This window comes from Bradyrhizobium glycinis, assembly GCF_016031655.1.
Taxonomy (GTDB): domain Bacteria; phylum Pseudomonadota; class Alphaproteobacteria; order Rhizobiales; family Xanthobacteraceae; genus Bradyrhizobium; species Bradyrhizobium glycinis.
Genome location: NZ_JACCHQ010000013.1, coordinates 39,318 through 60,014, shown reverse-complemented (window position 1 = coordinate 60,014; position 20,697 = coordinate 39,318). Strand labels below are relative to the sequence as shown.

The following is a 20,697-nucleotide window of genomic DNA, read 5'->3' as shown; positions in this document are numbered from 1 at the left end:
CGCCGCAGAAGTCAGATCGCGCAGATGGCCGGAGGGTGCAGGGACGCAAGCGATGCGGGCGAACTCACCCGATCTGCTTCTCGCCGTGCCGCGCCGACAGCGTGAAGATCTCGACGCCGGTCGCCGTGACGCCGACCGAGTGCTCGAACTGCGCCGACAGCGAGCGGTCGCGGGTCACCGCGGTCCAGCCGTCGGAGAGGATCTTCACATGCGGCTTGCCGAGATTGATCATCGGCTCGATGGTGAAGAACATGCCGGGCTTGAGCTGCACGCCCTCGCCGGGCCGGCCGATATGGATGATGTTGGGCTCGTCGTGGAACATGCGGCCCAGGCCATGGCCGCAGAAATCGCGCACCACGCTCATGCCCTGCGGCTCGACGAAGCTCTGGATGGCATGGCCGATGTCGCCGGTGGTGGCGCCGGGCTTCACCGCGGCGATGCCGCGCATCATCGCTTCATAGGTCACCTCGATCAGCCGCTCGGCCTTGCGGGCGATCGGGCCGATCGCATACATCCGGCTGGAATCGCCGTACCAGCCGTCGACGATGAAGGTGACGTCGATGTTGACGATGTCGCCCTCCTTCAACGGACGGTCGCCGGGCATGCCGTGGCAGACCACGTGGTTGAGCGAGGTGCAAGTCGAGTAGCGGTAGCCGCGATACATCAGGGTCGCCGGATAGGCGTTGTTGCTGAAAGCGAAGTCGCGGACGAAGTCGTCGATTCTGGAGGTCGGCACGCCGGGCCCGACGATGTCGGTGAGCTCGTCCAGGCACTTGGCCACCAGCGCGCCCGCCTTGCGCATGCCGGCAAAGGCGGCCGGCCCGTGCAGCTTGATCTGTCCGGTCTTGCGCAGGGAGGTCTCGGTGGCTTCGACGTAGCTCATGAATGTGCAGTCTTTTCGGCTGATCTCGATATCGGTGGAAAGGCTTGATTTCAGGCCCCAATTTAATGATTGGCAGGCTTCATGCAAGCCGAGGGGCCTGCTTGGGGGACGAAAGTGACCTAATTCGGGACTTCCACGGCGGTTTCCACCGGCAGGGCGCCGCCGCGGATGCGGATTTCGCGGACGGGATAGGGAACCCGGATGCCCTCGCGCTTGAAGGCGTCCCACAGCTCCAGCATCACGTCGCTCTTGACCTTGTCCATGCCATCGGGGTCGGCGATCCAGAAGGTCAGCGAGAACTTCATCCCGGCTTCCGCGAACTCGGTCAGGAGACAGGTCGGCGGCTTGCCTTTCTGCGCGCGCGGATGGGCTTCCGCGGTCTCGGCCGCAAGCTTGCAGACCAATTTAGGGTCGGCGTCGTAATTGGTGCCGAAGGCGATCTTCACCAGCGTGTTCTTGTCGGTATAGGTCCAGTTGACGACCTTCTGCGTCACCAAATCCTCGTTCGGCACCAGGAATTCGCGGCCGTCGCCGGCAGCGACGGAAATATAGCGCGTCTTCATCGCGCTGATGCGGCCGGTATTGTCGCCGATGGTGACGAGGTCGCCGGGCTTCACCGATTTGTCGGCGAGCAGGATGATGCCCGAGATGAAATTGGCGACGATCTTCTGCAGGCCGATACCGATGCCGACGCCGACCGCGCCGGAGAACACCGCGAGCGCGGACAGGTCGATCCCGACGGCGCCGAGCGCGATCACGATCGCGACCGTGAGCAGGCCGATGCGGATGATCTTGACCAGGAGCACCTGCACCGACGGCGTCAGATCGGTGGTCGAATTGATCCGGCTCTCGGCGAAATTGCTGGCGATGTTGGTGAGCCAGAGCGCGATCAGCAGCAGCGCGCCGGCCTTGAGCGCCAGAAGCGGGGTCAGCCTGAGGCCGCCGAGCACGATCGCGAAGGAATCCAATAGATCGACCGTCGCGTCGAGCTGGCCGACGATGGAGAGCGCGGCGACGAACCATGCCGTGATCGACACCAGCTTGACGATGAAGGCATTGCGCAGCACCGAGGTCACGAGCCGGATCACCAGCCAGGCGAACCCCAGCTTGGCTGCGACCATCAGCAGATAGGAGCGGCTCGGCCAGGTCGCGTGATACATCACCACGCGCGAGACGATCACGAGCAGCGTGAACACCGCCGTCGAGGCGCTGGCGACCATGACCCGGACGAAATGCCGGAGCGGCAGCGGCCAGCGCATCGCCAGCGAGGTCAGGTCGACACGGCTGCGAATGGCGGCCTCCGCGGCATAGGCGATGCCTGCCGCGGCCAGGATGAGGCCGAATTGCAGGTAGAACCAGGGTGAGGAGATTTCCGCCCCGACGCTGCGTGCGGTGGTCTGCACGAACTCCATGAAGTCTTTGAGGTCCATGTCCATCGGGTCTCGTCGGCAAGCGGGGAAATTGATTCGAGGGCGCCGGACAATCCCACAAAGGGCGCGGCCGGGCCATCGATATACCGTGAAGTGAAGCGCGTTAAGGCCGTAAAATGCGGGCAGATTGCCGCGAAGAGCGAAAATGGGTTGGCGCGCGAGTCCACCGACGATAAGGATGAAATTCCAGCAATTTTTTACCCGGAAGGTGGATGGCTTCCCTCGACTCCGTCAGTCTCGCCATATTGCTCGGCGCCGTCCTCGTCATGGCCGGCATCCTCTCGAGCCTGCTTGCGCTGCGCTTCGGCGCGCCCTTGCTGCTCGTCTTCCTTGTCATCGGCATGGTCGCCGGTGATTCCGGCCCCGGTCAGCTCCAGTTCGACGACGTCCGCACCACCTATCTGGTCGGCTCCGTCGCGCTCGCCCTGATCCTGTTCGACGGTGGCCTGCGCACGCGCTTCGCCAGCATCCGCACCGTGCTTGCGCCGTCCGTGGTGCTCGCGACCGTCGGCGTGCTGCTGACTGCGCTCGTCACGGCGCCGTTCGCCAAATACACACTCGACCTCAACTGGTCGGAGTCGCTGCTGGTCGGGGCGGTGGTGGCCTCGACCGACGCGGCCGCCGTGTTCCTCCTGGTGCACACCCAGGGCCTGCGTCTGCGCCCGCGCGTCGGCGCGACGCTGGAGGCCGAGTCAGGCACCAACGATCCCTTCGCGATCTTCCTCACCTTGATGCTGGTGGAATACATCTCGGTCGGTACCAGCTCGCCCGGCCATGTGCTGATGGAGTTCGTGCTCGAGGCGGCGCTGGGCGCCGTCGTCGGCGTGTTCGGTGGCCGCCTCGTCGTCATTGCGCTCAACAAGGTCGCCCTGCCGCAGGGCCTGCATGCGCCCTTCGTGACCACGGGCGCGCTCGTGATCTTCGGCGGCTCGCAGATCATGCACGCCTCCGGCTTCCTCGCCGTCTATCTCGCCGGCATCATCATCGGCAACCGGCCGACCCGCGCGCATAATTCGGTGGTGACGTTCCTCGACGCCGCGACCTGGCTGGCGCAGATCGTGATGTTCGTGCTGCTCGGCCTTCTGGTCTCGCCGAGCCGGTTGGGTTCCAGTGTGCTGCCGGCGGTCGCCGTCGCGCTGGTCTTGATGCTGGTGGCGCGCCCGCTCGCGGTGTTCGTGTGCCTCTCGCCGTTCCGCTTCAACTGGCGTGAGAAGATCTTCATCGCCTGGACCGGCCTGCGCGGTGCGGTCGCGATCTTCCTGGCCTCGATCCCGATGCTGGTCGGACTGTCCAAGGCCTATCTCTATTTCGATGTCGCCTTCGTCGTCGTCATCATCTCGCTCTTGCTGCAGGGCTGGACCCTGGCGCCGGCCGCGCGCAAGCTGCACGTGGCGCTGCCCCGCGCCGAGCGCGGCCCCCGCCGCGTCGAGCTCGATCTGCCCGGCCAGCTCGAGCAGCAGCTGGTCGGCTATCCGGTGCGGCCCAAGAGCCTGTATTTCCGCCGCGGCCTGATCCCGTCCTGGTCCAAGCCGACGCTCGTCATCCGCAACGAGAACATCCTGACGCCGGCGGAAGCCGACCCGGTCGCGCCGGGCGATTACATCTATCTGCTGGCCCCGCCGGAAAAAGCCGAGTCGCTCGATCGCTTCTTCGTCGACATGCAGCCGAGCACCGCGCCCGATCCGCATCTGCTCGGCGACTTCATGGTCTCCGGTGAGCACACGCTCGCCGAGCTCGCCGCGATCTACGGCGTCAAGGTGAGCGAGGTCGAGAGCAAGCTCACGCTCGCTGATTATTTCGACGTCCATCTCGACCGCGCGCCGAAGGAGGGTGCCGAGCTCGCGCTGGACGAGATCGTGCTGGTCGCCCGCAGCATCTCCGGTGGCCGCGTCAACCTCGTCGGCCTGCGCCTGCCGGAGGAGGACGAGACACCGCCGCCGCTCACAGGTGCCCAAGCGGTCCGCAAGAAGCTCGCGGAGCTGTGGTCCTCGGTGGCGGGAGTCTGACGCTGCCGTAGGGTGGGCAAAGGCGGGCAAGCGCCGTGCTCACCAGCAGGCAAGACGTGGGCACAGCGCGCGAAGAGCGCGCCTTTGCCCACCCTACCAAGGTGAGGCAGGACAAAGTCGGCCAAGAACGCGTCATTGCGAGGAGCTCTTGCGACGAAGCAATCCAGACTGCCGCCGCGTATAGACTCTGGATTGCTTCGCGGAGCCTGTCATCGGGCCGCGCTTCGCGGACTCGTTGGCTCGCAATGACGGGGATAGGCCACGGGCCGCTCACGTCAGCACCTTCACCCCGCCGAAGCTCGTGACCCGCCCCTGCTTGAGCATCACGATTTGTGTCGCGAGCTGGCGCAGCTCGGCGACGTCGTGGCTGACATAGACCATCGGCACATTGGCCTCGTCGCGCAGCCGCACCAGATAGGGCAGGATCTCGAGCTTGCGGCCCTCGTCGAGCGCGCCGAGCGGCTCGTCGAGCAGCAGGAGGCGCGGCTTCGATAGCAGCGCGCGCCCGAGCGCGACGCGCTGGCGCTCGCCGCCGGACAGCTTCCCGGGGCGGCGATCCCTGAGCGCGCCGATGTCGAGCAGGTCGATGATGCGCTTGTGCTGCGCCGGGTCGGGCGCAAGTCCGTTCATGCGCCGCCCGTAGTCGAGATTCTGCGCCACGCTCAGATGCGGAAACAGCCGCGCATCCTGGAATACGTAGCCGATGCGGCGGCGGTAAGTGGGGACGTGAATGCCGGCCGCAGTGTCGTCGACGGTCTCGCCATCGATCACGATGGTGCCGCGGTCGGGCCGCAGCAGGCCGGCGATCATGTTGACCAGCGAGCTCTTGCCGGCGCCCGAGGCGCCGAACAGGCCGATGACGCGCCCCTCGCTGCTGAAGGATGCGGACAGCGAGAATTCGCCGAGCTGTTTTTCGACGTCGACGCGCAGCATGGTCAATTCCCGTGCAGGCGCTGCGTGGCGCGGCGGGCGAACCATTCGGCCGCGATCAGGGCTCCGATCGCGAGCACGATCGAGACGATCACGAGCCGACCTGCCGCGGCGTCGCCGTCGGGGGTCTGGATCAGCGAATAGATCGCGGACGAAATCGTCTGGGTCTCTCCTGGAATGTTGGAGACGAAGGTGATGGTGGCGCCGAACTCGCCGATCGCCTTGGCAAAGCCCAGCACCATGCCGGCGAGCACGCCCGGCAGCGCCAGCGGCAGCGTCACCGTGAAGAACACTTTCCACGGTGCTGCGCCGAGCGTCTCCGCGGCCTGCTCGAGCCGGCGGTCGATCGCCTCGATCGACAGCCGCATCGGACGGACGAGAAGCGGAAACGCCATCACGCCGCAGGCGAGCGCAGCACCAGTCCAGCGGAACGCGAAGATCATGCCGAGATGGTCGGCGAGAAAGCTGCCAATGAGACCTTTGCGACCGAAGCTGAGCAGCAGCAGATAACCGGTGACGACGGGCGGCAGAACCAGCGGCAGGTGCACGAGTGCGTCGAGCACCGACTTGCCCCAGAAATCACGCCGCGCGAGCAGCCACGCTAGCGCAATGCCGAACGGCGTCGCGACCAGCGTGGCGATGACGGCGACCCTGAGCGAAAGCAGGATCGCCGTCCATTCGGCGGGCGAGATATCCAACATCAAGTCGTCATTTCAGGTCGCAGAAATCAGGTCGCAAAATCAGGTTGCAAGAATCAGGTCGTCGGGCTGATCAGGAACTTGAAGCCGTGTTTTTCCAAAATAGTCTTGGCCGCCGTCGATCGCAGGAAGGCGAGATAGTCGTTCGCCTCCGGCTTGGCGGTGCTGGTCGCCGCGACCGGATAGATGATCGCAGGATGCGAATCCGCCGGGAAGGTGCCGACGATCTTCACGCCCGGCTCGACCTTGGCGTCGGTGGAATAGACGATGCCGAGTACAGCCTCGCCGCGGGCGACCAGCGTCAGCGCCGCGCGCACGCTCTCGGCCATGGCGAATTTCGGCTCCGCGCCCTGCCAGGCCCCGAGCTTTTCCAGCGCCGCCTTGGCATATTTGCCTGCCGGCACCGACTTGACGTCGCCGGTCGCGATCCTGCCGTCGCCGGCGAGCTTGGCGAGGTCGAAACCTGGCGCGATCGTCACGCTGTCGATCTTGGAATCCTTCGGTGCGATCAGCACGATGCTGTTGCCGAGCAGATTGACTCGCGAAGGCTCGTTGATGGTCTTCTTCGAGATCGCGTAGTCCATCCAGTCGGTGTCGGCGGAGACGAACACGTCGGCCGGCGCGCCCTGCTCGATCTGCTTGGCCAGCACCGAGCTAGCGGCATAGCTGACGCTGAACTTGACGCCGGTCCTGGCGGTGTAGGCGGCGTCGATCTCGTCGAGCGCGTTCTTCATCGAGGCCGCGGCGAACACGGTGATGGTCTTGTCCTCGGCCGCGGCAGGCGAAAGGGCCGTGCCTGCAAGAATGACGAAGGCGGTGAAAAGTCCTGAGAGACGAAACATGGGATGCGCTCCGTGCGAGCTCGCGCGTGCAAGGTGCACGCGCAAATCTGGCGTTGGGTGGGTCAGATGCGACGGGCGGACGCGCTGTTCCACGGTCCCTTGCCACGGCTTACGGCCGGCGGGGATATCGCAGTTGCGAAGATAGCAGGCCGGGTTGGAAGGTCAAACCTGGTCCGTCATCCCGGGGCGCGCGTAGCGCGAGCCTGGGATCCATAACCACAGGATTGCGTTGGGCGAGGACTCGGAGTGACCACTTCGCGCCACAACCGCTCCCTGTGGTTATGGGTCCCGGGCTCGCTTCGCGCCCCGGACGACAGCAATGAGCGCCGCCCTTACGGCTTCGCGTCGCCTGCGTGCAGCACCGCCTTGCAGGCTGCCGGCATCTGCGCGAGCGTCATCGGCGGCTTCGGCTTGGGCGGCTCGGGCGGCGGTTTGGGGTGCAGCACCGCGTCGGAGAACCAATAGGCGAGATCGGCGGGCTTGCAGCCTTCGTCCTCGGCCTGTGACGGCTGGCCCTCGCATTCACCGGCCCCCGCCGGGCAGCGCATGCGAATGTGGAAGTGGTAGTCGTGGCCCCACCAGGGCCGGATCTTCGAAAGCCAGGCGCGGTCGCCCTTGGCGTCGCGGCACAGCGCCTTCTTGATCGCGGCGTTGACGAAGATGCGCTGCACGGCGGGCTCCCGCGCCGCATCGCGCAGCACCAGCACATGGCCTGGTGTGAACACCTTGGGGTCGATGTCGAGCCGGTCCTGGCGCACCATCATCACCGCCGACATCTCCTCGCGCTCCTCGCGCGAGAGCCGCCGGTCCGGCATCGGCGTCAGCCAGATGTCGGCGTCGAGACCGATCTGGTGGCTGGCATGGCCTGACAGCGCCGGCCCGCCGCGCGGCTGGGCGATGTCGCCGACCAGGATGCCGGGCCAGCCTGCGTGCTTGTGCGCTTTCGCGGCGAGCCGCTTGATCAGCGCGATCATGTCGGGATGACCGTAGCTGCGATTCCGCGACAGCCGCATCACCTGCCAATGATCGCCGTTCACCGGCATCTGCTCCGCGCCACCGATGCAGCCCCTGGTGTAGGAGCCGATGACGTGGGCCGGCCCCTTCGATGGCAGCAGCTTTCGCGCGAACAGTTCTTTCGCGGCGAGATCGGGGTCGTTGGGATTGGCGAGCGGCGGCAGCGGCTTCGGGTTGATGCTGCCCTTGTCCTGGGCCAGCGCGCCACCGGCGCCCAGGCAGACGAACGAGAGCAGGAGGAGGGTGATGCCGCGGCGACTCATGCTGATGTTCTTATAACCCAATGCTGCACCAGGGTTAAGAACGAGGCGACGAGCCCGCCACCGGCTCACCGCAGCGCGCCCGAATCGCGCCCCGACTCGCCGTTTCTTAACGGTGCAATAACCGTATCCTGCATTGACCAAAATTCGTGCGCGGCGCGGGGAAAATTCTGCGGCTCGCATGCAGTCGCGCGCGATTTCGGAACCGATTCAGGCGCGCGCGCAATTTTGCGCCAGATCGCTCCTTGATTGCGGCGCATCACTCAGTCTGGTGGCGCCTGCCGCCGCTCGCCACGCCGCGCAAACAGGCAGCAAGCGACCCGCGCCCGGACCGCGACCGGGCAGGATTACTTTTTTTTCAGACACTTGCCTCAAGACTTCCGACCCAACGGCTTGCGGCCGTTGGGCGCGACTGGGACGGGTGAAGTTGAGTTTGGGGTCTCGAAAAACAAGAAAGCGAAAGCAGAGCATGCTTGCTCGCGCCGGCCAAAAGGCGCGCAAGCCGCGTTTCGCGCGCGTCTCGCTTTCCGAACGCGACGAGGTCCTGCGCAGCCGCGCCGAGGCGGAAGCTGCGATCGCGGATGCGCGCAAGTCGCATGAGCGCCTGCGCCAGGCCATCGACATCCTGCCGCAGGGCATCGTGTTTCTCGACGCCGAAGGCCGCTACGTCCTCTGGAACAAGAAATACGCCGAGATCTACAGCAAGACCGCGGATCTGTTCGAGGAGGGCGCGCGGCTCGAGGACACGCTGCGCATCGGCGTCGCTCGCGGCGACTATCCCGAGGCCATCGGCAATGAAGAAGCCTGGATCGCCGAGCGCCTGCAAAAGCTCTACAAGCCCGGCGCGCGCCACGAGCAGAAGCTGTCGGACGGCCGCGTCATCCTGATCGACGAGCGCTTGACCGATGACGGTGGCGTCGTCGGTCTGCGCGTCGACATCACCGAGCTCAAGCAGCGCGAGGCCTCGTTCCGCCTGCTGTTCGACGGCAATCCCGTGCCCATGATCGTCTGCGCGCTGGACGACGAGCGCATCCTCGGCGTCAACGATGCCGCGGTCGCGCATTATGGCTACAGCCGGGCCGAGTTCGAGCGATTGAAGATCCGCTCCTTGCAGGCGTTCGAAAGCGAGCCGCCCTGGACCGTCGATGAGACCGGCGAAGATCAGGCCGGCCGCACCTGGAAACACGTCAGGGCCGACGGCGCGCTGATCGACCTTGCGATCTATTCCCGCGAATTGACTTATGCCGAGCGGCCTGCGGTGCTGCTCGCGCTGATGGACATCACCGAGCGCAAGCGCGCAGAGGCGCGGCTCGCCTTCATGGCCCAGCATGACGGGTTGACCGGCCTGCCCAACCGCAGCCTGCTGCGGCAGCAGATGGACGAGATGCTGCTGCACACGCGCCGCGGCGCCGAGAAGGTCGCGCTGCTGATGCTGGGGCTCGACAATTTCAAGGCGGTCAACGACACGCTGGGACATGCGGTCGGCGACAAGCTCCTGCGCGGCGTCGCCAAGCGGCTGCGCTCCACCTTGCGGGAAGAGGACGCGCTGGCGCGGCTCAATTCCGACGAGTTCGCGGTTCTGCAGAGCGGGCTGGCGCGCCCCGAGGACGCGGTGATGCTGGCCAAGCGCCTCCTGGAGGCCATTGCCGATCCCTATCTGCTCGACGGTCATTCCGTGGTGATCGGCGCCTCGATCGGCATTGCGATGGCGCCGGGCGACGGCGAGGATTCCGAAAAGCTGCTCAAGAGCGCCGACATGGCGCTGTCGCGCGCCAAGCTGGATGCGCGCGGCAGCTTCGCCTTCTTCGAGGCCGCACTCGATGCGAAGGCGCAGAGCCGCCGCAAGATCGAGGTCGAGCTGCGCGACGCGATCCAGAATGACGTGCTGCGGCCGTACTACCAGCCGCTGATCGACCTCTCGAGCGGCCGCATCACCGGTTTCGAGGCGCTGGTGCGCTGGCCGCATGCCGAGCGCGGCATGGTGTCGCCGGCCGAGTTCATTCCGGTCGCGGAAGACACCGGCCTGATCAATCCGCTCGGCGGGCTGATGCTGCGCCGGGCCTGCCTCGACGCCGCAGCCTGGCCGGACGACGTCCGCGTCGCCGTCAACCTGTCGCCGCTGCAGTTCCGCAGCGGCAATCTGCTCTCGATGGTCACTGACGCGCTGAAACATTCCGGCCTGGCGCCGCGCCGGCTCGAGCTCGAGATCACCGAGACGCTGCTCCTGGAAAAGAGCGCGCAGGTGCTGGCGACGCTGCATGCGCTGCGCGCGCTCGGCGTCCGCATCTCCATGGACGATTTCGGCACCGGCTATTCCAGCCTCAGCTACCTACGCAGCTTCCCGTTCGACAAGATCAAGATAGACCAGTCCTTCGTGCGCGATCTCGCCGCCAACCGCGAGGCCCAGGCGATCATCCGCTCCATCGTCAGCCTCGGCAAGGGCCTTGGCGTCACCATCACCGCCGAAGGCGTCGAGACCGAAGCCGAGCTCAGCTGCCTCCGCGCCGAAGGCTGCCATGAGGGTCAGGGCTTTCTGTTCAGCAAGGCGCGGCCGCACGCGGAGATCGTCAGCCTGCTGGCCGCACAGCGCGGCATCGACGGCAACGAGGATGCGGCGCTGGTGGCGTGACCACTCCGTCTCAGACGGCTCATCCACGCCGCGGCCCCCGGACAGGCTACTTGGTCTTTTCGCCCATGTGGTGAGGCGTCGGCGTATTGGGGCCGCCGGTGTAATGATGGCCGCCTGACGCCGCCTTCGTCGAGCTGCCGGTCGTGTCTTTCTTGCCCACGTGGTGGGGCACTTCCCTCTTCGGTCCGCCGCTGTAGTGGTGGCCGTTCTTTTCCTTGTCCGTGGTCTGCGCCATCGCCGGCGCCGCCAGCAGGCAAACGACGCCCGCTGCCGCCAAGACTGTCTTCGTGATCATGTCCATCCTCCAGGGTTGTGAGGGCGGCATCTTTGAGAAATGTCAAGGTGCGGAGAGGTCCGCGCTCACGTCGGCTCCATCCTGGACGAGCCGAAGGCTGGGTTGTTCGCGCCTGGGGGATGGGCACCATGTGAATCAACTCTGATGACGGCCGCGCCGCTAGGCTTCGATAGCCGCGGGAGCGTGCCATGACGGTGCAAGAACAGTCCGATTTTCGAGAGCGCCCGCGAACGGGCATGTCCACCAGGGCCAAGGCCGGCCTGGTCCTGCTCAGATTCCTGATCGTCGCCGGCGCGCTGCTGTTCACCGAGCACCAGGCCCATGTGCTCGGGCTTCTGGTCTGGCTGCCTCTCATCGCCTGTCCGCTCACGCACGTCGACGGATATTGGACGACCCCGTCACTCGATCACCTCGTCCGTCAGCACGAGAATGGTGGGCGGGATCGTCACCCCGAGCGCACGCGCGGTCTTGAGATTGACGGCCAGCTCGAATTTTGTTGGCAGCTGGATTGGCATATTTGCCGGCTTTTGTCCCTTCAGGATCAGATCGACATAGCCCGCAGCGCGCCGAAACAGGTCGCCGATGTCGGCGCCGTAGCTGATCAGGGCGCCGGCATGCGCGAACTCCCTGTGCTGGCCGATGACGGCGATCTTCATGTCGAGGCCGATGCGGCAAATTGCGTCCTGCATCGCGGCAGTCATGTAATCGCGAATGACGATCACGGCGTTCCCGCCCGCGTTCGCGAGCACGTTGAATTGTTCGGCAACCGCCGCCGGCGATGCGCTCGTCAGTCCGAGGCGCACCGGCTCCAGCCCGGCGCGTCGTGCTTCCTCGATGGTTTGCGCGCCCCAGGCGCTGAAGGTCGGGTCCGTCGCATTGTTCAAGACGCCGATCCGCTTCAGCGAAGGCAGGATCTCCCGGATCATCTCGATGCGCTTGGCCGACATCTCCTCGCCGAACGCGGCGAAGCCGGTGAGGCTGCCGCCCGGCCGGGCGAGGCTCTGAAACAGTTCAGGGTCGCTTTGCACCGCAGGCAGCGCCACGGCGACGACGGGAATATTGGTTTTCCTGACCATCGCGCGTGCTGCGGCTGGGCCTGGCGAAAGCAGGACGTCCACCTGTCTGGCCACGAGGTCGTCGATCAATGCAAGGCCCCGCGACACATCGCCGGCCGTCGAGTGGACCTCGATGACGATGGTGCGGCCCTCCACGTAACCCAGCTCGGCCAGCGCCTTTCGGAATGGAACGAGCGTCGCATTGTCGATGTCCGGAGTGGCAAATCCGACGAATCCCACGACCGGAACGCGCTTTTGGGCCAATGCTTCACGCGCCGATATCGCCGTCATTGCCAAGAAGCCGAGAAACGTCCGTCGCCTCATTTGGCCTCTCGCGATGCCAGAACGATCTGATCACAAGAGAATGCTACACCAATCCGATCGGCGTCAGAAAGTGCGCCCGGCCGTCGAGGCAAGGCTCGGCTGGCTCACGGACCGCCGGCAGGCTCGGGGATCGGCAGATGTGCTTGGTGAGACCAGGGTTGGCCGTCGACCTCAGTGAATCCCATCGCTTCCCAAAACCGCACTGCGCCGGCATTTGCTGCGTGGACGGTGACAGTTGCGACCTTGCCCGCAACTTCTTGCAGCAAGGCGTTCGCGATGGCCCTGGCGACCTTGCGCCTCCTGTAGTCCCGGTGCACGTAAGACCGCCGCATCCGCCACATGGGCACCGGCGCCGGTGCAGGCTCGTTGGTGATTGCTCCGATGCCCGCCAATCTGCCATCCAGGTGGCAGGTGAATATGGCGTGAAACATGGTTCGATCCGTTGCGAATTCCGCAACCAGACGGGTCATGTGCGCGTGTCCATCGGCCTTGGCGTCGGCCTCCAGCGCGGGGAAATCTGCGGGAAGAGTGTCGGCGGCGCGTTCCAGGGAAATGATCGTCATGACGCAGGTTCGTTCGGCTGGAAAATCAGATCCGGCAATCGCCACAGCTCGGTGTCACGCTGTCGCGCGGCTAAGATCGAGCGACGGCCTGCGCCGCGTCGGAAAACTCAGCGCCACCGCGACCGCCGCAAGCCCGATCGCGAAGGAGCCGGCGTGGAGCCAGGTGTATTGCTGGAACGTGTCGAACACGATCCCGCCGGCCCAGGGCCCGAGCGCCATGCCGAGGCTGGCGAAGGCCGACACAGCGCCGAATACCGTGCCCATGATGCGCGCGCCGAAGAACTCGCGGACCAGCACCGCATAGAGCGGCATCACCCCGCCATAGGCGAGGCCGAACACGACCGAGAGCGCGTAGAACTCGCCGAGCTGCGCCACCGCCAGATAGGTCGCAATGCACATCGCCTGCACGAACAATCCGCCGACAAGGACCGGTTTTGCGCCGATGCGATCGGCCAGCGCGCCCAGCAACAGGCGTCCGCCGAGGCCTGAGACGCCGGCGACGCTGTAGACCGTCACCGCCGTGAGCGGAGCAATGCCGCAGACCATCGCATAGGACACCATGTGGAAGATCGGGCCGGAATGCGCCGCGCAGCAGGCGAAATGCGCCGCTGCGAGCGCGATGAATTGCGGCGTGCGCAGCGCCTGCGCCGCGTTCATCGCGACCTCCGGCGCCGCGTCCGTCGTTGCGGAGCCCGCGGCTGGCGGCGCCGGACGTACCAGGAAGCAAGCGGGGATCAACAGCGCCCAGGCAGCACAGCCGATCATCAGCATCGCGGTGCGCCAATCATAGGCCGTGATCAGCCAGCTCGCGGCCGGCGCGACCGTCACTGGCGATACGCCCATGCCGGCCGAGACCAGCGCCACTGCGAGGCTGCGGTTCTTTTCGATCCAGGCGCTCGCGAGCGCCATCATCGGTGCGTAGAAGCTGCCCACGGCGATCCCGATCAGCACGCCGAAGCAGAGCTGGAATTGCCACAGGCTTGCTGCCTGGCTCGCGGCGACGAGGCCGAACCCCAGCAGCAGGCTTCCCGAGAGCACCACGATGCGGGTGCCGAACCGGTCCGACAGCGTGCCCCATAGGAATGCGGCAAATCCCATGCAGAGGAAATCCAGCGTCGCGGCCGCCGACACGCCGGCGCGCGACCAGCCCATTGCCTCCGAGATCGGTTGCAAGAACACCGCCAGTGACAGCATCGTGCCGAATCCGATGCAGGTCATCAGTGCGCCCGCGGCGACAACGACCCAGCCATAGTCGAAGCGTGACGGCTTGCTCATGCGTTTCCTTAGCGCTTTTGCTCTTTTTTGATGGTGCGCGGGAGGGATGGTGACTTATCTGCGGGGCGAGAGCAAGGCGGGTTGCCACCGCAGGCTGACACGGCCCGTCCGCGATGATAGCATGCCGCGCGTCACCGGCCTGCGACGTCGTTCAAGCGCACACCCACCAACGTGCGAGGAGGCAAGTCCAATGAACTGGGCAGCGCTGTTTGGGCCGCGCCTGTGCCGCAGGCTTTTCCTGACCGTCATTTTCGCCTCTGCGGTCTGGGCGCCGTTGGCCTGCGCGCAGGACGTCCGAAGCGCGCCCGCCGCGCCGGGGCCGGTCTTTTCGGATAGCGGTCCCGATGCCGAGCTCTACGGTGCTGCTGAAGGCTATCCGGTCGGCACGCGGGGAGCCACTCCAGAGCTCAACAAGCTCGTCGGGAGCTACAGCCATTTCGGCGAGACCTATCCCTCGCGCCGGGTCGCTCGCGCGACCGCGCCCTGGCAATTCAAGCGCGCGCCGGAGCCGTCGATCACCTACAGCTTTGGTAACGAAAAGCTCGGCATCGCGGACTACCTCAAGCGCAACCCGGTGACGGGTCTCCTGATCGCCAGGGACGACACGATCCTGTACGAGCACTATCAATATGCGCGGACCGACCATCACCGCTTTGTCTCGCAGTCCATGGCCAAGACGTTGGTGGCCATGCTGGTCGGCATCGCGGTCTCGGAGGGACGGATCAAGTCGATCGACGACCTCGTCTCCACCTACGTCGGCGGCCTTGCAGGCACGGAATATGGCAACACATCCATCCGCGCCTTGTTGAACATGTCGTCGGGCGTCGAATTTTCGGAAGTCTATGACGGGAACGACGACATCGCCCGGCTTGGGCGGGCCCTATTCGGCGGCCCGTCGAAAGATCCCGCCGCCATCGTCGCGCAGTTCAACACCCGAACCGCGCCGCCAGGCACCAAATTCCACTATGCCAGCGTTGAAACGGAGATACTCGGGCTGGTCCTGCGCGCCGCCACGGGCACGCCGGTTGCCGACTATCTCCACGACCGGATCTGGGACCCCATCGGCACCGAGGCGGACGCCTCCTGGGTGATCGACGGGAGCGGGCAGGAGATCGCCTTTTGCTGCTTCAACGCAACCCTGCGCGATTATGCGCGCCTGGCCCGGTTGCTCGCCCATGACGGCGCGTGGGAAGGCCGTCAGCTGATCCCTCGGCAATGGCTGCTCGATGCCACGACCGTGCGGCCGGCCGACGGCCATCTCGCCCCGCACGTGGCCACGCGCTATTTCGGCTACGGCTATCAGGTGTGGCTTCTCCCCGGCGAGCAGCGCCGATTTGCCCTGCTCGGCATTCGCGGTCAGATCATCCTGGTCGATCCCGCCTCCAAGCTCGTCATGGTGCACACGGCCGTTCGCCAAAAGCCGTCCGAGCCAAACGCGCTCCGGGAGCCGCTCGCGTTGTGGTTCGCCGTGCTGCAGCAGCTCGGGCAATGATGAATTGATCGCGCCTGCCAATGGCATACAGCCCCGCTGGCGGCGCGGTCGGTCGGGTCCGTCCTTCTGGCCGGTATTCGCCGACCAGTCGGTGATGGGGTCCGCAAGTCGCGGCTGCATTGAACCTGTCCGGCTTCCGGGAGCACCAACGGCGCGTAAGTCCCGATAACCGCGACAAGGGAAGGCGCGATGAGGACCCTGAAAGCATCGATCTGCGCTGCAATTGCTGCGCTTGCCTTGAGCCTGTCGTTCGGCGTGCCGTCCCATGCCGAAGAGGACGAGGCGGGCGCGCTGATCCGGCAGATGAAGGAGCTTTATCGGGCCGGGAAGTACAAGGAAGCACTGCCTCTGGCACAGAAGTCGCTGGCCCTTCGCGAGAAGGAGTTCGGCCCTGACGATGCGCACGTCGCGATGCCGCTGAACGACCTCGGCACGATCCATTACAATCTCGGCCAATACGCCGTTGCCGAACCGCTCTACAAGCGCGCGCTGGTCATCCGGGAGAAGACACTCGGTCCGAATCATGCCGAAGTCGCAATGGTGCTGAACAATCTGGGCGATCTCTATCGCGCTGAAGAGCGTTACGCAGAAGCGGAGCCGCTTCTCAAGCGCTCGATCGCCATTGGCGAGAAAAGCGATGATCCGTCGATCGTGCTGGCGTTGAGCAATCTCGGCGCCGTTTACAGCAATCAGGGCAAGTACGATCAGGCCATACCGCTGTTCAAGCGAGGCCTTGCCGTGCTGCAGAAAGCGCTCGGCCCCGACGATCCCGAAGCCACGGTGCTGATGAACAATTTGGCAGACGCCTATATCAATCGGCGTCGCTATGCCGATGCCGAGCAGCTGCTGAAGCGATCGATGGCGGTGACCGAGAAGGCGTTCGGCCCCGATCATCCCGACATCGCCCAGGCACAGAACAATCTGGCTGCACTCTATGCGCGCCAGGGGCGTAACGCCGAAGCCGAGCGGCTGTTCAAGCGGTCGGTGGCCACTCTCGAGAAAACCCTCGGTCCCAACCACCCGGATCTCGCCGGCGTTCTGGACAACCTCGCCGGTCTCTACAGGGATCAGGGCCGCTATGCCGATGCCCAGCAGGTCCTGAAACGGTCGATGGCCATCCGCGGGAAGACAAGGCCGATTTGAAGACCAGCAAGGCGCCGAGCGCCGGCCTGCCATTCTTCCGACAGCACACAATTTCGTGGGCACATTTCGCTTTGCCCACACGACGACATTTCCAACTTTTTTGGCGCATTGAGGCCGGACCATGTCGGCATGGGCCGGTCTCGATCGTCCTTGGGTGGATACGTCCCGGACGTGCTGGAGATGGACCCGGCACACGTGACGTGATTCCGTCAATTCGAGCGCCAAAGTCGCAACTGGAGCAATACCCATGAGGATCACCGTCGAAACCAGCGTAGCCGCACCGATCGATCAGGTCTGGCGTGCCTATACGACGCCTGCCGACATCGTGAAGTGGAATGCGGCGTCCGACGACTGGCATACGACCAGGGCGACGGTCGACCTGCGCGAAGGCGGCGCCTTCTCGTCCCGGATGGAAGCCAAGGACGGCAGCATGGGCTTCGACTTCGCGGGCACCTACACCAAGATCGTCGAGCACAAGCGGATCGAATACGCGTTCGGCGATCGGAAGGCCGAGGTTGAGTTCGTATCCGGCCCGAACGGCGTTGTCGTCCGCGTCACCTTCGACGCCGAAACCACGCACTCGGTCGAACAGCAGCAGGGTGGCTGGCAGGCGATCCTCGACAATTTTGCGAAGTACGTCGAGGCGAAGCAGAAGATGCTGTGAGGGCGTGCTCAAGGAGCGGACGCGAGCACAGCTTTCGAAGGGTGGGCAAAGGCGCGGAGCGCCGTGCCCACCACTCTTCCCGACGGCACACAAGCGGGTGGGCACGCTTCGGCCGTCGCTCTTCGAGCTATGGCGGACAAGTCGCTTTGCCTAACCTAAAAACCCAGGCTTGCTGAGACCGATCTCACGCGGACTTGGTCAACACGTCCGTCAACCAATCCGGCTCGACGATCATGACCGAGTGGCCGGACGTGGTGTTCTCGAGAACGGTCCAGGAGTTGTCCGCCTTGCACTCCGCCGCCGCCTTGTCCATGGCGGCGAGCTGGAATTTCGGCAAGCGGATGAAGGTTTTCTTGGCGACCTTTTCGCGCGCGCCCGACAGCTTGACCGGTTGCAGGAATGTGCCGACGGGATGTGGGGTGACCTTCGACAGCACCCAAGCCACATCCTTCGGATCGTTGAACGCGTTCGGAGGAACCGCCTTGGGCGCCGGACGGCTGATCGCGCCCTCCTCGATCGGGAAGGGGACGAGGTCCCGAAACGACTGACCGTCCGCGGGCTTGATGGCATCGACCCAGACGATCGACGAGACCCGGCTTCCGATGCGCTCGAGCGCGCCCGATGCCGGACAGCCACCATAGGAATGGGCAACCAGGCAGATGTCCGTCAGGTCCTCCCATTCGACGAGATTGGCGATGTCGGAGATGTGGGTGTCGAGGCTGATGTCCTTGTTCAGAAGGTGCGAGCGCTCCGCCAATCCGGTCAGCGTCAGCGCATAGACGCGATGCCCCAGCTTTTGCAGGCGTTCCGTGACGCGCTGCCACGACCAGGCGCCGTAATACGCGCCGGGAACGAGCACATAGGTCTTCTGGGTCGATTGCGCACGGGCCGGACTGGTAAATACGCCCGGCGCGAATGCGGAGGCCGAGCCGGCTGCCGCGCCAAGGCTGCCAAGAAGTCTGCGACGTGTGATGCTTGAACGGATCATGAAATAGCTCCGTTGGGTTCAATGATTTGATATCTAAAAATTAGACGAACGATCGTGCTGGCTCTTCCAGCCCGCTGCGAGCCTGCCAACATAGCCCTGTTTTGCCCGACGGGTCAAACCGACTTCGTAAAATCAAAAAAAGCACAATGCCGCCAAGGGCGCGGCTACTGTGCATGGGGTTGTTTTCGCAGTTTTGTTTTGCTGGCCGAAACCGGTCTCGCGACAAAGTTGCTCCGCATCGTCGTCATGGCCGGGCTTGACCCGGCCATCCACGACTTTTGTCGCGGCAAAAACGTGGATGCCCGGGACGAGCCCGGGCATGACGGCGGTTCGCGATGAGTGAAGGTCCGTTGCTCAGCTGTCCACCTTCAGCGCGGCAATGAAAGCTTCCTGCGGGATGTCGACCTTGCCGAACTGCCGCATTTTCTTCTTGCCTTCCTTCTGCTTCTCCAGAAGCTTGCGCTTGCGCGTGATGTCGCCGCCGTAGCATTTTGCGGTGACGTCCTTGCGCAGCGCGCGCACCGTCTCGCGCGCGATCACCTTGCCGCCGATCGCCGCCTGGATCGGGATCTGGAACATGTGCGGCGGGATCAGCTCCTTCATCTTCTCGACCATGGCGCGGCCGCGGCCCTCCGCACGGGTGCGGTGGACCAGCATCGAGAGCGCATCGACCGGCTCGGCATTGACCAGGATCTGCATCTTGACGAGATCGGCCGGCTTGTAGTCGGTGAGATGATAGTCGAACGAGGCGTAGCCCTTGGAGACCGATTTGAGGCGGTCGTAGAAGTCGAACACGACTTCGTTCAGCGGCAGGTCGTATTTCACCATGGCGCGGGAGCCGACGTAGGTGAGCTCCTTCTGCGCGCCGCGGCGGTCCTGGCACAGCTTCAGGACGCTGCCGAGATATTCGTCGGGCGTGAGGATCGTCGCCTCGATCCAGGGCTCGTCGATCTCGGCGATCTTGACCACGTCGGGCATGTCGACGGGATTGTGGATCTCGATCTCCTGGCCGTCGGTGAGCTTCATCTTGTAGATGACGCTCGGCGCGGTCGCGATCAGATTGAGATCGAACTCGCGCGATAGCCGCTCCTGGATGATCTCGAGGTGCAGCAGCCCGAGGAAGCCGCAGCGGAAGCCGAAGCCGAGCGCGGCTGACGTCTCCATCTCGAAGGAGAAGCTGGCGTCGTTGAGGCGCAGCTTGCCCACCGCGGCGCGCAGCGTCTCGAAGTCGTCGGCGTCGACCGGGAATAGGCCGCAGAACACCACCGGGATCGCCGGCTTGAAGCCCGGCAGCATCTCGGCGACCGGCTTCCTGTCGTCGGTGATGGTGTCGCCGACGCGGGTGTCGGCGACTTCCTTGATCGCGGCGGTGATGAAGCCGATCTCGCCGGGGCCCAGCTCCTCGACCTGCTGCATCTTCGGCGTGAAGAAGCCGACACGCTCGACGTCATAGGCCGCGCCGGTGCCCATCATGCGCACGCGCTGGCCCTTCTTCATCGTGCCGTCGACAATGCGCACCAGCACGACGACGCCGAGATAGACGTCGTACCAGCTGTCGACCAAGAGCGCCTTGAGCGTGGCGTCGCGATCGCCCTTCGGCGGCGGCAGGCGGGTGACGATGGCCTCCAGCACGTCCGGCACGCCGAGACCAGTCTTGGCCGAGATCATCACCGCGTCGGAGGCGTCGATGCCGATGACGTCCTCGATCTGCTGCTTGACCTTCTCTGGCTCGGCCGCGGGCAGGTCGACCTTGTTCAGGACCGGGACGATCTCGTGATTGTTGTCGAGCGCCTGATAGACGTTGGCGAGCGTCTGCGCCTCGACGCCCTGGCTGGCGTCGACCACGAGCAGGGAACCCTCGCAGGCCGCCAGCGACCGCGAGACCTCGTAGGCGAAGTCGACATGGCCGGGCGTGTCCATCAGGTTGAAGATGTAATCCTTGCCGTCCTTGGCGCGGTAGGCGAGGCGCACCGTCTGCGCCTTGATCGTGATGCCGCGCTCGCGCTCGATGTCCATGGAATCGAGCACCTGCTCCTTGCCCGCCATCTCGCGGTCGGAGAGGCCGCCGGTCATCTGGATCAGGCGGTCGGCCAGCGTCGATTTTCCATGGTCGATATGGGCGACGATGGAGAAATTGCGGATGTTGGAAATGGGGACGGTCGTCATGGGCGCGGGATACCACTCACATCCCCGTGCGGCAACCATA

General features: G+C 65.0%; 18 protein-coding genes and 1 pseudogene. 6 read left to right on the top strand and 13 right to left on the bottom strand.

Translation table 11 applies throughout. The annotated features are described in order from the left end of the window. Nucleotides 1-64: 64 nt before the first annotated feature. Together map and HZZ16_RS19575 are read right to left on the bottom strand one after the other, a co-directional pair. Nucleotides 65-883 carry a type I methionyl aminopeptidase gene (gene map, locus HZZ16_RS19580; protein ID WP_197950712.1) on the bottom strand — a complete coding sequence of 273 codons (819 nt, stop codon included), beginning with the start codon at nucleotides 881-883 and terminating at the stop codon, nucleotides 65-67. 119 nt (nucleotides 884-1,002) lie between these two features. Beyond that, nucleotides 1,003-2,319, bottom strand: a complete 1,317-nt coding sequence (locus tag HZZ16_RS19575; protein ID WP_197950711.1) for a mechanosensitive ion channel family protein — start codon at nucleotides 2,317-2,319, stop codon at nucleotides 1,003-1,005. Nucleotides 2,320-2,525: 206 nt separating this feature from the next. Here HZZ16_RS19575 and HZZ16_RS19570 point away from each other — a divergent pair, with 206 nt between their 5' ends. Then, a complete protein-coding gene (locus HZZ16_RS19570) occupies nucleotides 2,526-4,319 on the top strand; it encodes a potassium/proton antiporter (protein ID WP_197950710.1) in 1,794 nt (597 codons plus the stop codon). 270 nt (nucleotides 4,320-4,589) lie between these two features. On the opposite strand, the gene modC is transcribed toward HZZ16_RS19570, so the two are convergent. The 4 genes from modC to mepA form a co-directional block, all read right to left on the bottom strand. Next, a complete protein-coding gene (gene modC / locus HZZ16_RS19565) occupies nucleotides 4,590-5,252 on the bottom strand; it encodes a molybdenum ABC transporter ATP-binding protein (protein WP_197950709.1) in 663 nt (220 codons plus the stop codon). Nucleotides 5,253-5,254: 2 nt separating this feature from the next. Then, nucleotides 5,255-5,950, bottom strand: a complete 696-nt coding sequence (gene modB / locus HZZ16_RS19560) for a molybdate ABC transporter permease subunit (protein WP_197950708.1) — start codon at nucleotides 5,948-5,950, stop codon at nucleotides 5,255-5,257. Between the two features lie 53 nt (nucleotides 5,951-6,003). Further along, a complete protein-coding gene (gene modA / locus HZZ16_RS19555; RefSeq protein WP_197950707.1) occupies nucleotides 6,004-6,789 on the bottom strand; it encodes a molybdate ABC transporter substrate-binding protein in 786 nt (261 codons plus the stop codon). A gap of 332 nt (nucleotides 6,790-7,121) precedes the next feature. Then, a complete protein-coding gene (mepA, locus tag HZZ16_RS19550; RefSeq protein WP_197950705.1) occupies nucleotides 7,122-8,066 on the bottom strand; it encodes a penicillin-insensitive murein endopeptidase in 945 nt (314 codons plus the stop codon). Between the two features lie 466 nt (nucleotides 8,067-8,532). Between mepA and HZZ16_RS19545 the strand changes: the two genes are divergently transcribed. Further along, entirely contained in the window at nucleotides 8,533-10,692 is a 2,160-nt protein-coding gene (locus tag HZZ16_RS19545; RefSeq protein ID WP_197950703.1) for an EAL domain-containing protein, read from the top strand. Between the two features lie 46 nt (nucleotides 10,693-10,738). Here the strand turns inward: HZZ16_RS19545 and HZZ16_RS19540 are convergent, their stop codons facing one another. Beyond that, on the bottom strand, nucleotides 10,739-10,987 hold the full coding sequence (locus HZZ16_RS19540; RefSeq protein ID WP_197950701.1) for a hypothetical protein: 249 nt from the start codon (nucleotides 10,985-10,987) through the stop codon (nucleotides 10,739-10,741). Nucleotides 10,988-11,175: 188 nt separating this feature from the next. Between HZZ16_RS19540 and HZZ16_RS19535 the strand changes: the two are divergent. Next, nucleotides 11,176-11,352 (top strand): annotated as a pseudogene (locus tag HZZ16_RS19535) (DUF2933 domain-containing protein); the annotation flags it as partial. A 33-nt stretch (nucleotides 11,353-11,385) separates the two neighbouring features. Here the strand turns inward: HZZ16_RS19535 and HZZ16_RS19530 are convergent. From HZZ16_RS19530 to HZZ16_RS19520, 3 genes are all read right to left on the bottom strand, one after another. Continuing rightward, nucleotides 11,386-12,366 carry an ABC transporter substrate-binding protein gene (locus HZZ16_RS19530; RefSeq protein ID WP_197950699.1) on the bottom strand — a complete coding sequence of 327 codons (981 nt, stop codon included), beginning with the start codon at nucleotides 12,364-12,366 and terminating at the stop codon, nucleotides 11,386-11,388. Between the two features lie 104 nt (nucleotides 12,367-12,470). Further along, complete coding sequence (locus tag HZZ16_RS19525) at nucleotides 12,471-12,929, bottom strand: GNAT family N-acetyltransferase (RefSeq protein ID WP_197950697.1); 459 nt, start codon at nucleotides 12,927-12,929, stop codon at nucleotides 12,471-12,473. Between the two features lie 54 nt (nucleotides 12,930-12,983). Beyond that, nucleotides 12,984-14,204, bottom strand: a complete 1,221-nt coding sequence (locus HZZ16_RS19520; protein ID WP_197950695.1) for an MFS transporter — start codon at nucleotides 14,202-14,204, stop codon at nucleotides 12,984-12,986. A 190-nt stretch (nucleotides 14,205-14,394) separates the two neighbouring features. Between HZZ16_RS19520 and HZZ16_RS19515 the strand changes: the two genes are divergently transcribed. The 3 genes from HZZ16_RS19515 to HZZ16_RS19505 all read left to right on the top strand — a co-directional run bounded on the left by HZZ16_RS19515 (nucleotide 14,395) and on the right by HZZ16_RS19505 (nucleotide 17,503). Further along, a complete protein-coding gene (locus tag HZZ16_RS19515) occupies nucleotides 14,395-15,696 on the top strand; it encodes a serine hydrolase domain-containing protein (RefSeq protein ID WP_246510224.1) in 1,302 nt (433 codons plus the stop codon). Nucleotides 15,697-15,885: 189 nt separating this feature from the next. Continuing rightward, nucleotides 15,886-16,839 (top strand): tetratricopeptide repeat protein, encoded by a 954-nt coding sequence (locus HZZ16_RS19510; RefSeq protein ID WP_197950691.1) that lies wholly within the window; start codon nucleotides 15,886-15,888, stop codon nucleotides 16,837-16,839. Between the two features lie 247 nt (nucleotides 16,840-17,086). Then, entirely contained in the window at nucleotides 17,087-17,503 is a 417-nt protein-coding gene (locus tag HZZ16_RS19505) for an SRPBCC family protein (protein WP_197950689.1), read from the top strand. 184 nt (nucleotides 17,504-17,687) lie between these two features. Here HZZ16_RS19505 and HZZ16_RS19500 read toward each other — a convergent pair whose 3' ends face one another. From HZZ16_RS19500 to lepA, 3 genes are all read right to left on the bottom strand, one after another. Beyond that, a complete protein-coding gene (locus HZZ16_RS19500) occupies nucleotides 17,688-18,491 on the bottom strand; it encodes an alpha/beta fold hydrolase (RefSeq protein ID WP_197950687.1) in 804 nt (267 codons plus the stop codon). Nucleotides 18,492-18,623: 132 nt separating this feature from the next. Next, nucleotides 18,624-18,812, bottom strand: coding sequence for a hypothetical protein (locus HZZ16_RS37220; RefSeq protein WP_246510223.1), 189 nt, complete (start codon nucleotides 18,810-18,812; stop codon nucleotides 18,624-18,626). Nucleotides 18,813-18,845: 33 nt separating this feature from the next. Next, nucleotides 18,846-20,657 carry a translation elongation factor 4 gene (lepA, locus tag HZZ16_RS19490; protein ID WP_197950685.1) on the bottom strand — a complete coding sequence of 604 codons (1,812 nt, stop codon included), beginning with the start codon at nucleotides 20,655-20,657 and terminating at the stop codon, nucleotides 18,846-18,848. Between the last annotated feature and the right edge of the window lie 40 nt (nucleotides 20,658-20,697).

What these genes read in the sequence shown, in the direction of transcription:
- HZZ16_RS19545 (WP_197950703.1), top strand. Translation starts at nt 8,533, where the DNA reads ATGCTTGCTCGCGCCGGCCAAAAGGCGCGCAAGCCGCGTTTCGCGCGC.
- HZZ16_RS19540 (WP_197950701.1), bottom strand. Translation starts at nt 10,987, where the DNA reads ATGATCACGAAGACAGTCTTGGCGGCAGCGGGCGTCGTTTGCCTGCTG.
- lepA (WP_197950685.1), bottom strand. Translation starts at nt 20,657, where the DNA reads ATGACGACCGTCCCCATTTCCAACATCCGCAATTTCTCCATCGTCGCC.
- HZZ16_RS19505 (WP_197950689.1), top strand. Translation starts at nt 17,087, where the DNA reads ATGAGGATCACCGTCGAAACCAGCGTAGCCGCACCGATCGATCAGGTC.
- modA (WP_197950707.1), bottom strand. Translation starts at nt 6,789, where the DNA reads ATGTTTCGTCTCTCAGGACTTTTCACCGCCTTCGTCATTCTTGCAGGC.
- HZZ16_RS19520 (WP_197950695.1), bottom strand. Translation starts at nt 14,204, where the DNA reads ATGAGCAAGCCGTCACGCTTCGACTATGGCTGGGTCGTTGTCGCCGCG.
- HZZ16_RS37220 (WP_246510223.1), bottom strand. Translation starts at nt 18,812, where the DNA reads ATGCCCGGGCTCGTCCCGGGCATCCACGTTTTTGCCGCGACAAAAGTC.
- HZZ16_RS19575 (WP_197950711.1), bottom strand. Translation starts at nt 2,319, where the DNA reads ATGGACATGGACCTCAAAGACTTCATGGAGTTCGTGCAGACCACCGCA.
- HZZ16_RS19525 (WP_197950697.1), bottom strand. Translation starts at nt 12,929, where the DNA reads ATGACGATCATTTCCCTGGAACGCGCCGCCGACACTCTTCCCGCAGAT.
- HZZ16_RS19515 (WP_246510224.1), top strand. Translation starts at nt 14,395, where the DNA reads ATGAACTGGGCAGCGCTGTTTGGGCCGCGCCTGTGCCGCAGGCTTTTC.
- mepA (WP_197950705.1), bottom strand. Translation starts at nt 8,066, where the DNA reads ATGAGTCGCCGCGGCATCACCCTCCTCCTGCTCTCGTTCGTCTGCCTG.
- HZZ16_RS19500 (WP_197950687.1), bottom strand. Translation starts at nt 18,491, where the DNA reads ATGATCCGTTCAAGCATCACACGTCGCAGACTTCTTGGCAGCCTTGGC.
- map (WP_197950712.1), bottom strand. Translation starts at nt 883, where the DNA reads ATGAGCTACGTCGAAGCCACCGAGACCTCCCTGCGCAAGACCGGACAG.
- modB (WP_197950708.1), bottom strand. Translation starts at nt 5,950, where the DNA reads ATGTTGGATATCTCGCCCGCCGAATGGACGGCGATCCTGCTTTCGCTC.
- HZZ16_RS19570 (WP_197950710.1), top strand. Translation starts at nt 2,526, where the DNA reads ATGGCTTCCCTCGACTCCGTCAGTCTCGCCATATTGCTCGGCGCCGTC.
- HZZ16_RS19530 (WP_197950699.1), bottom strand. Translation starts at nt 12,366, where the DNA reads ATGAGGCGACGGACGTTTCTCGGCTTCTTGGCAATGACGGCGATATCG.
- HZZ16_RS19510 (WP_197950691.1), top strand. Translation starts at nt 15,886, where the DNA reads ATGAGGACCCTGAAAGCATCGATCTGCGCTGCAATTGCTGCGCTTGCC.
- modC (WP_197950709.1), bottom strand. Translation starts at nt 5,252, where the DNA reads ATGCTGCGCGTCGACGTCGAAAAACAGCTCGGCGAATTCTCGCTGTCC.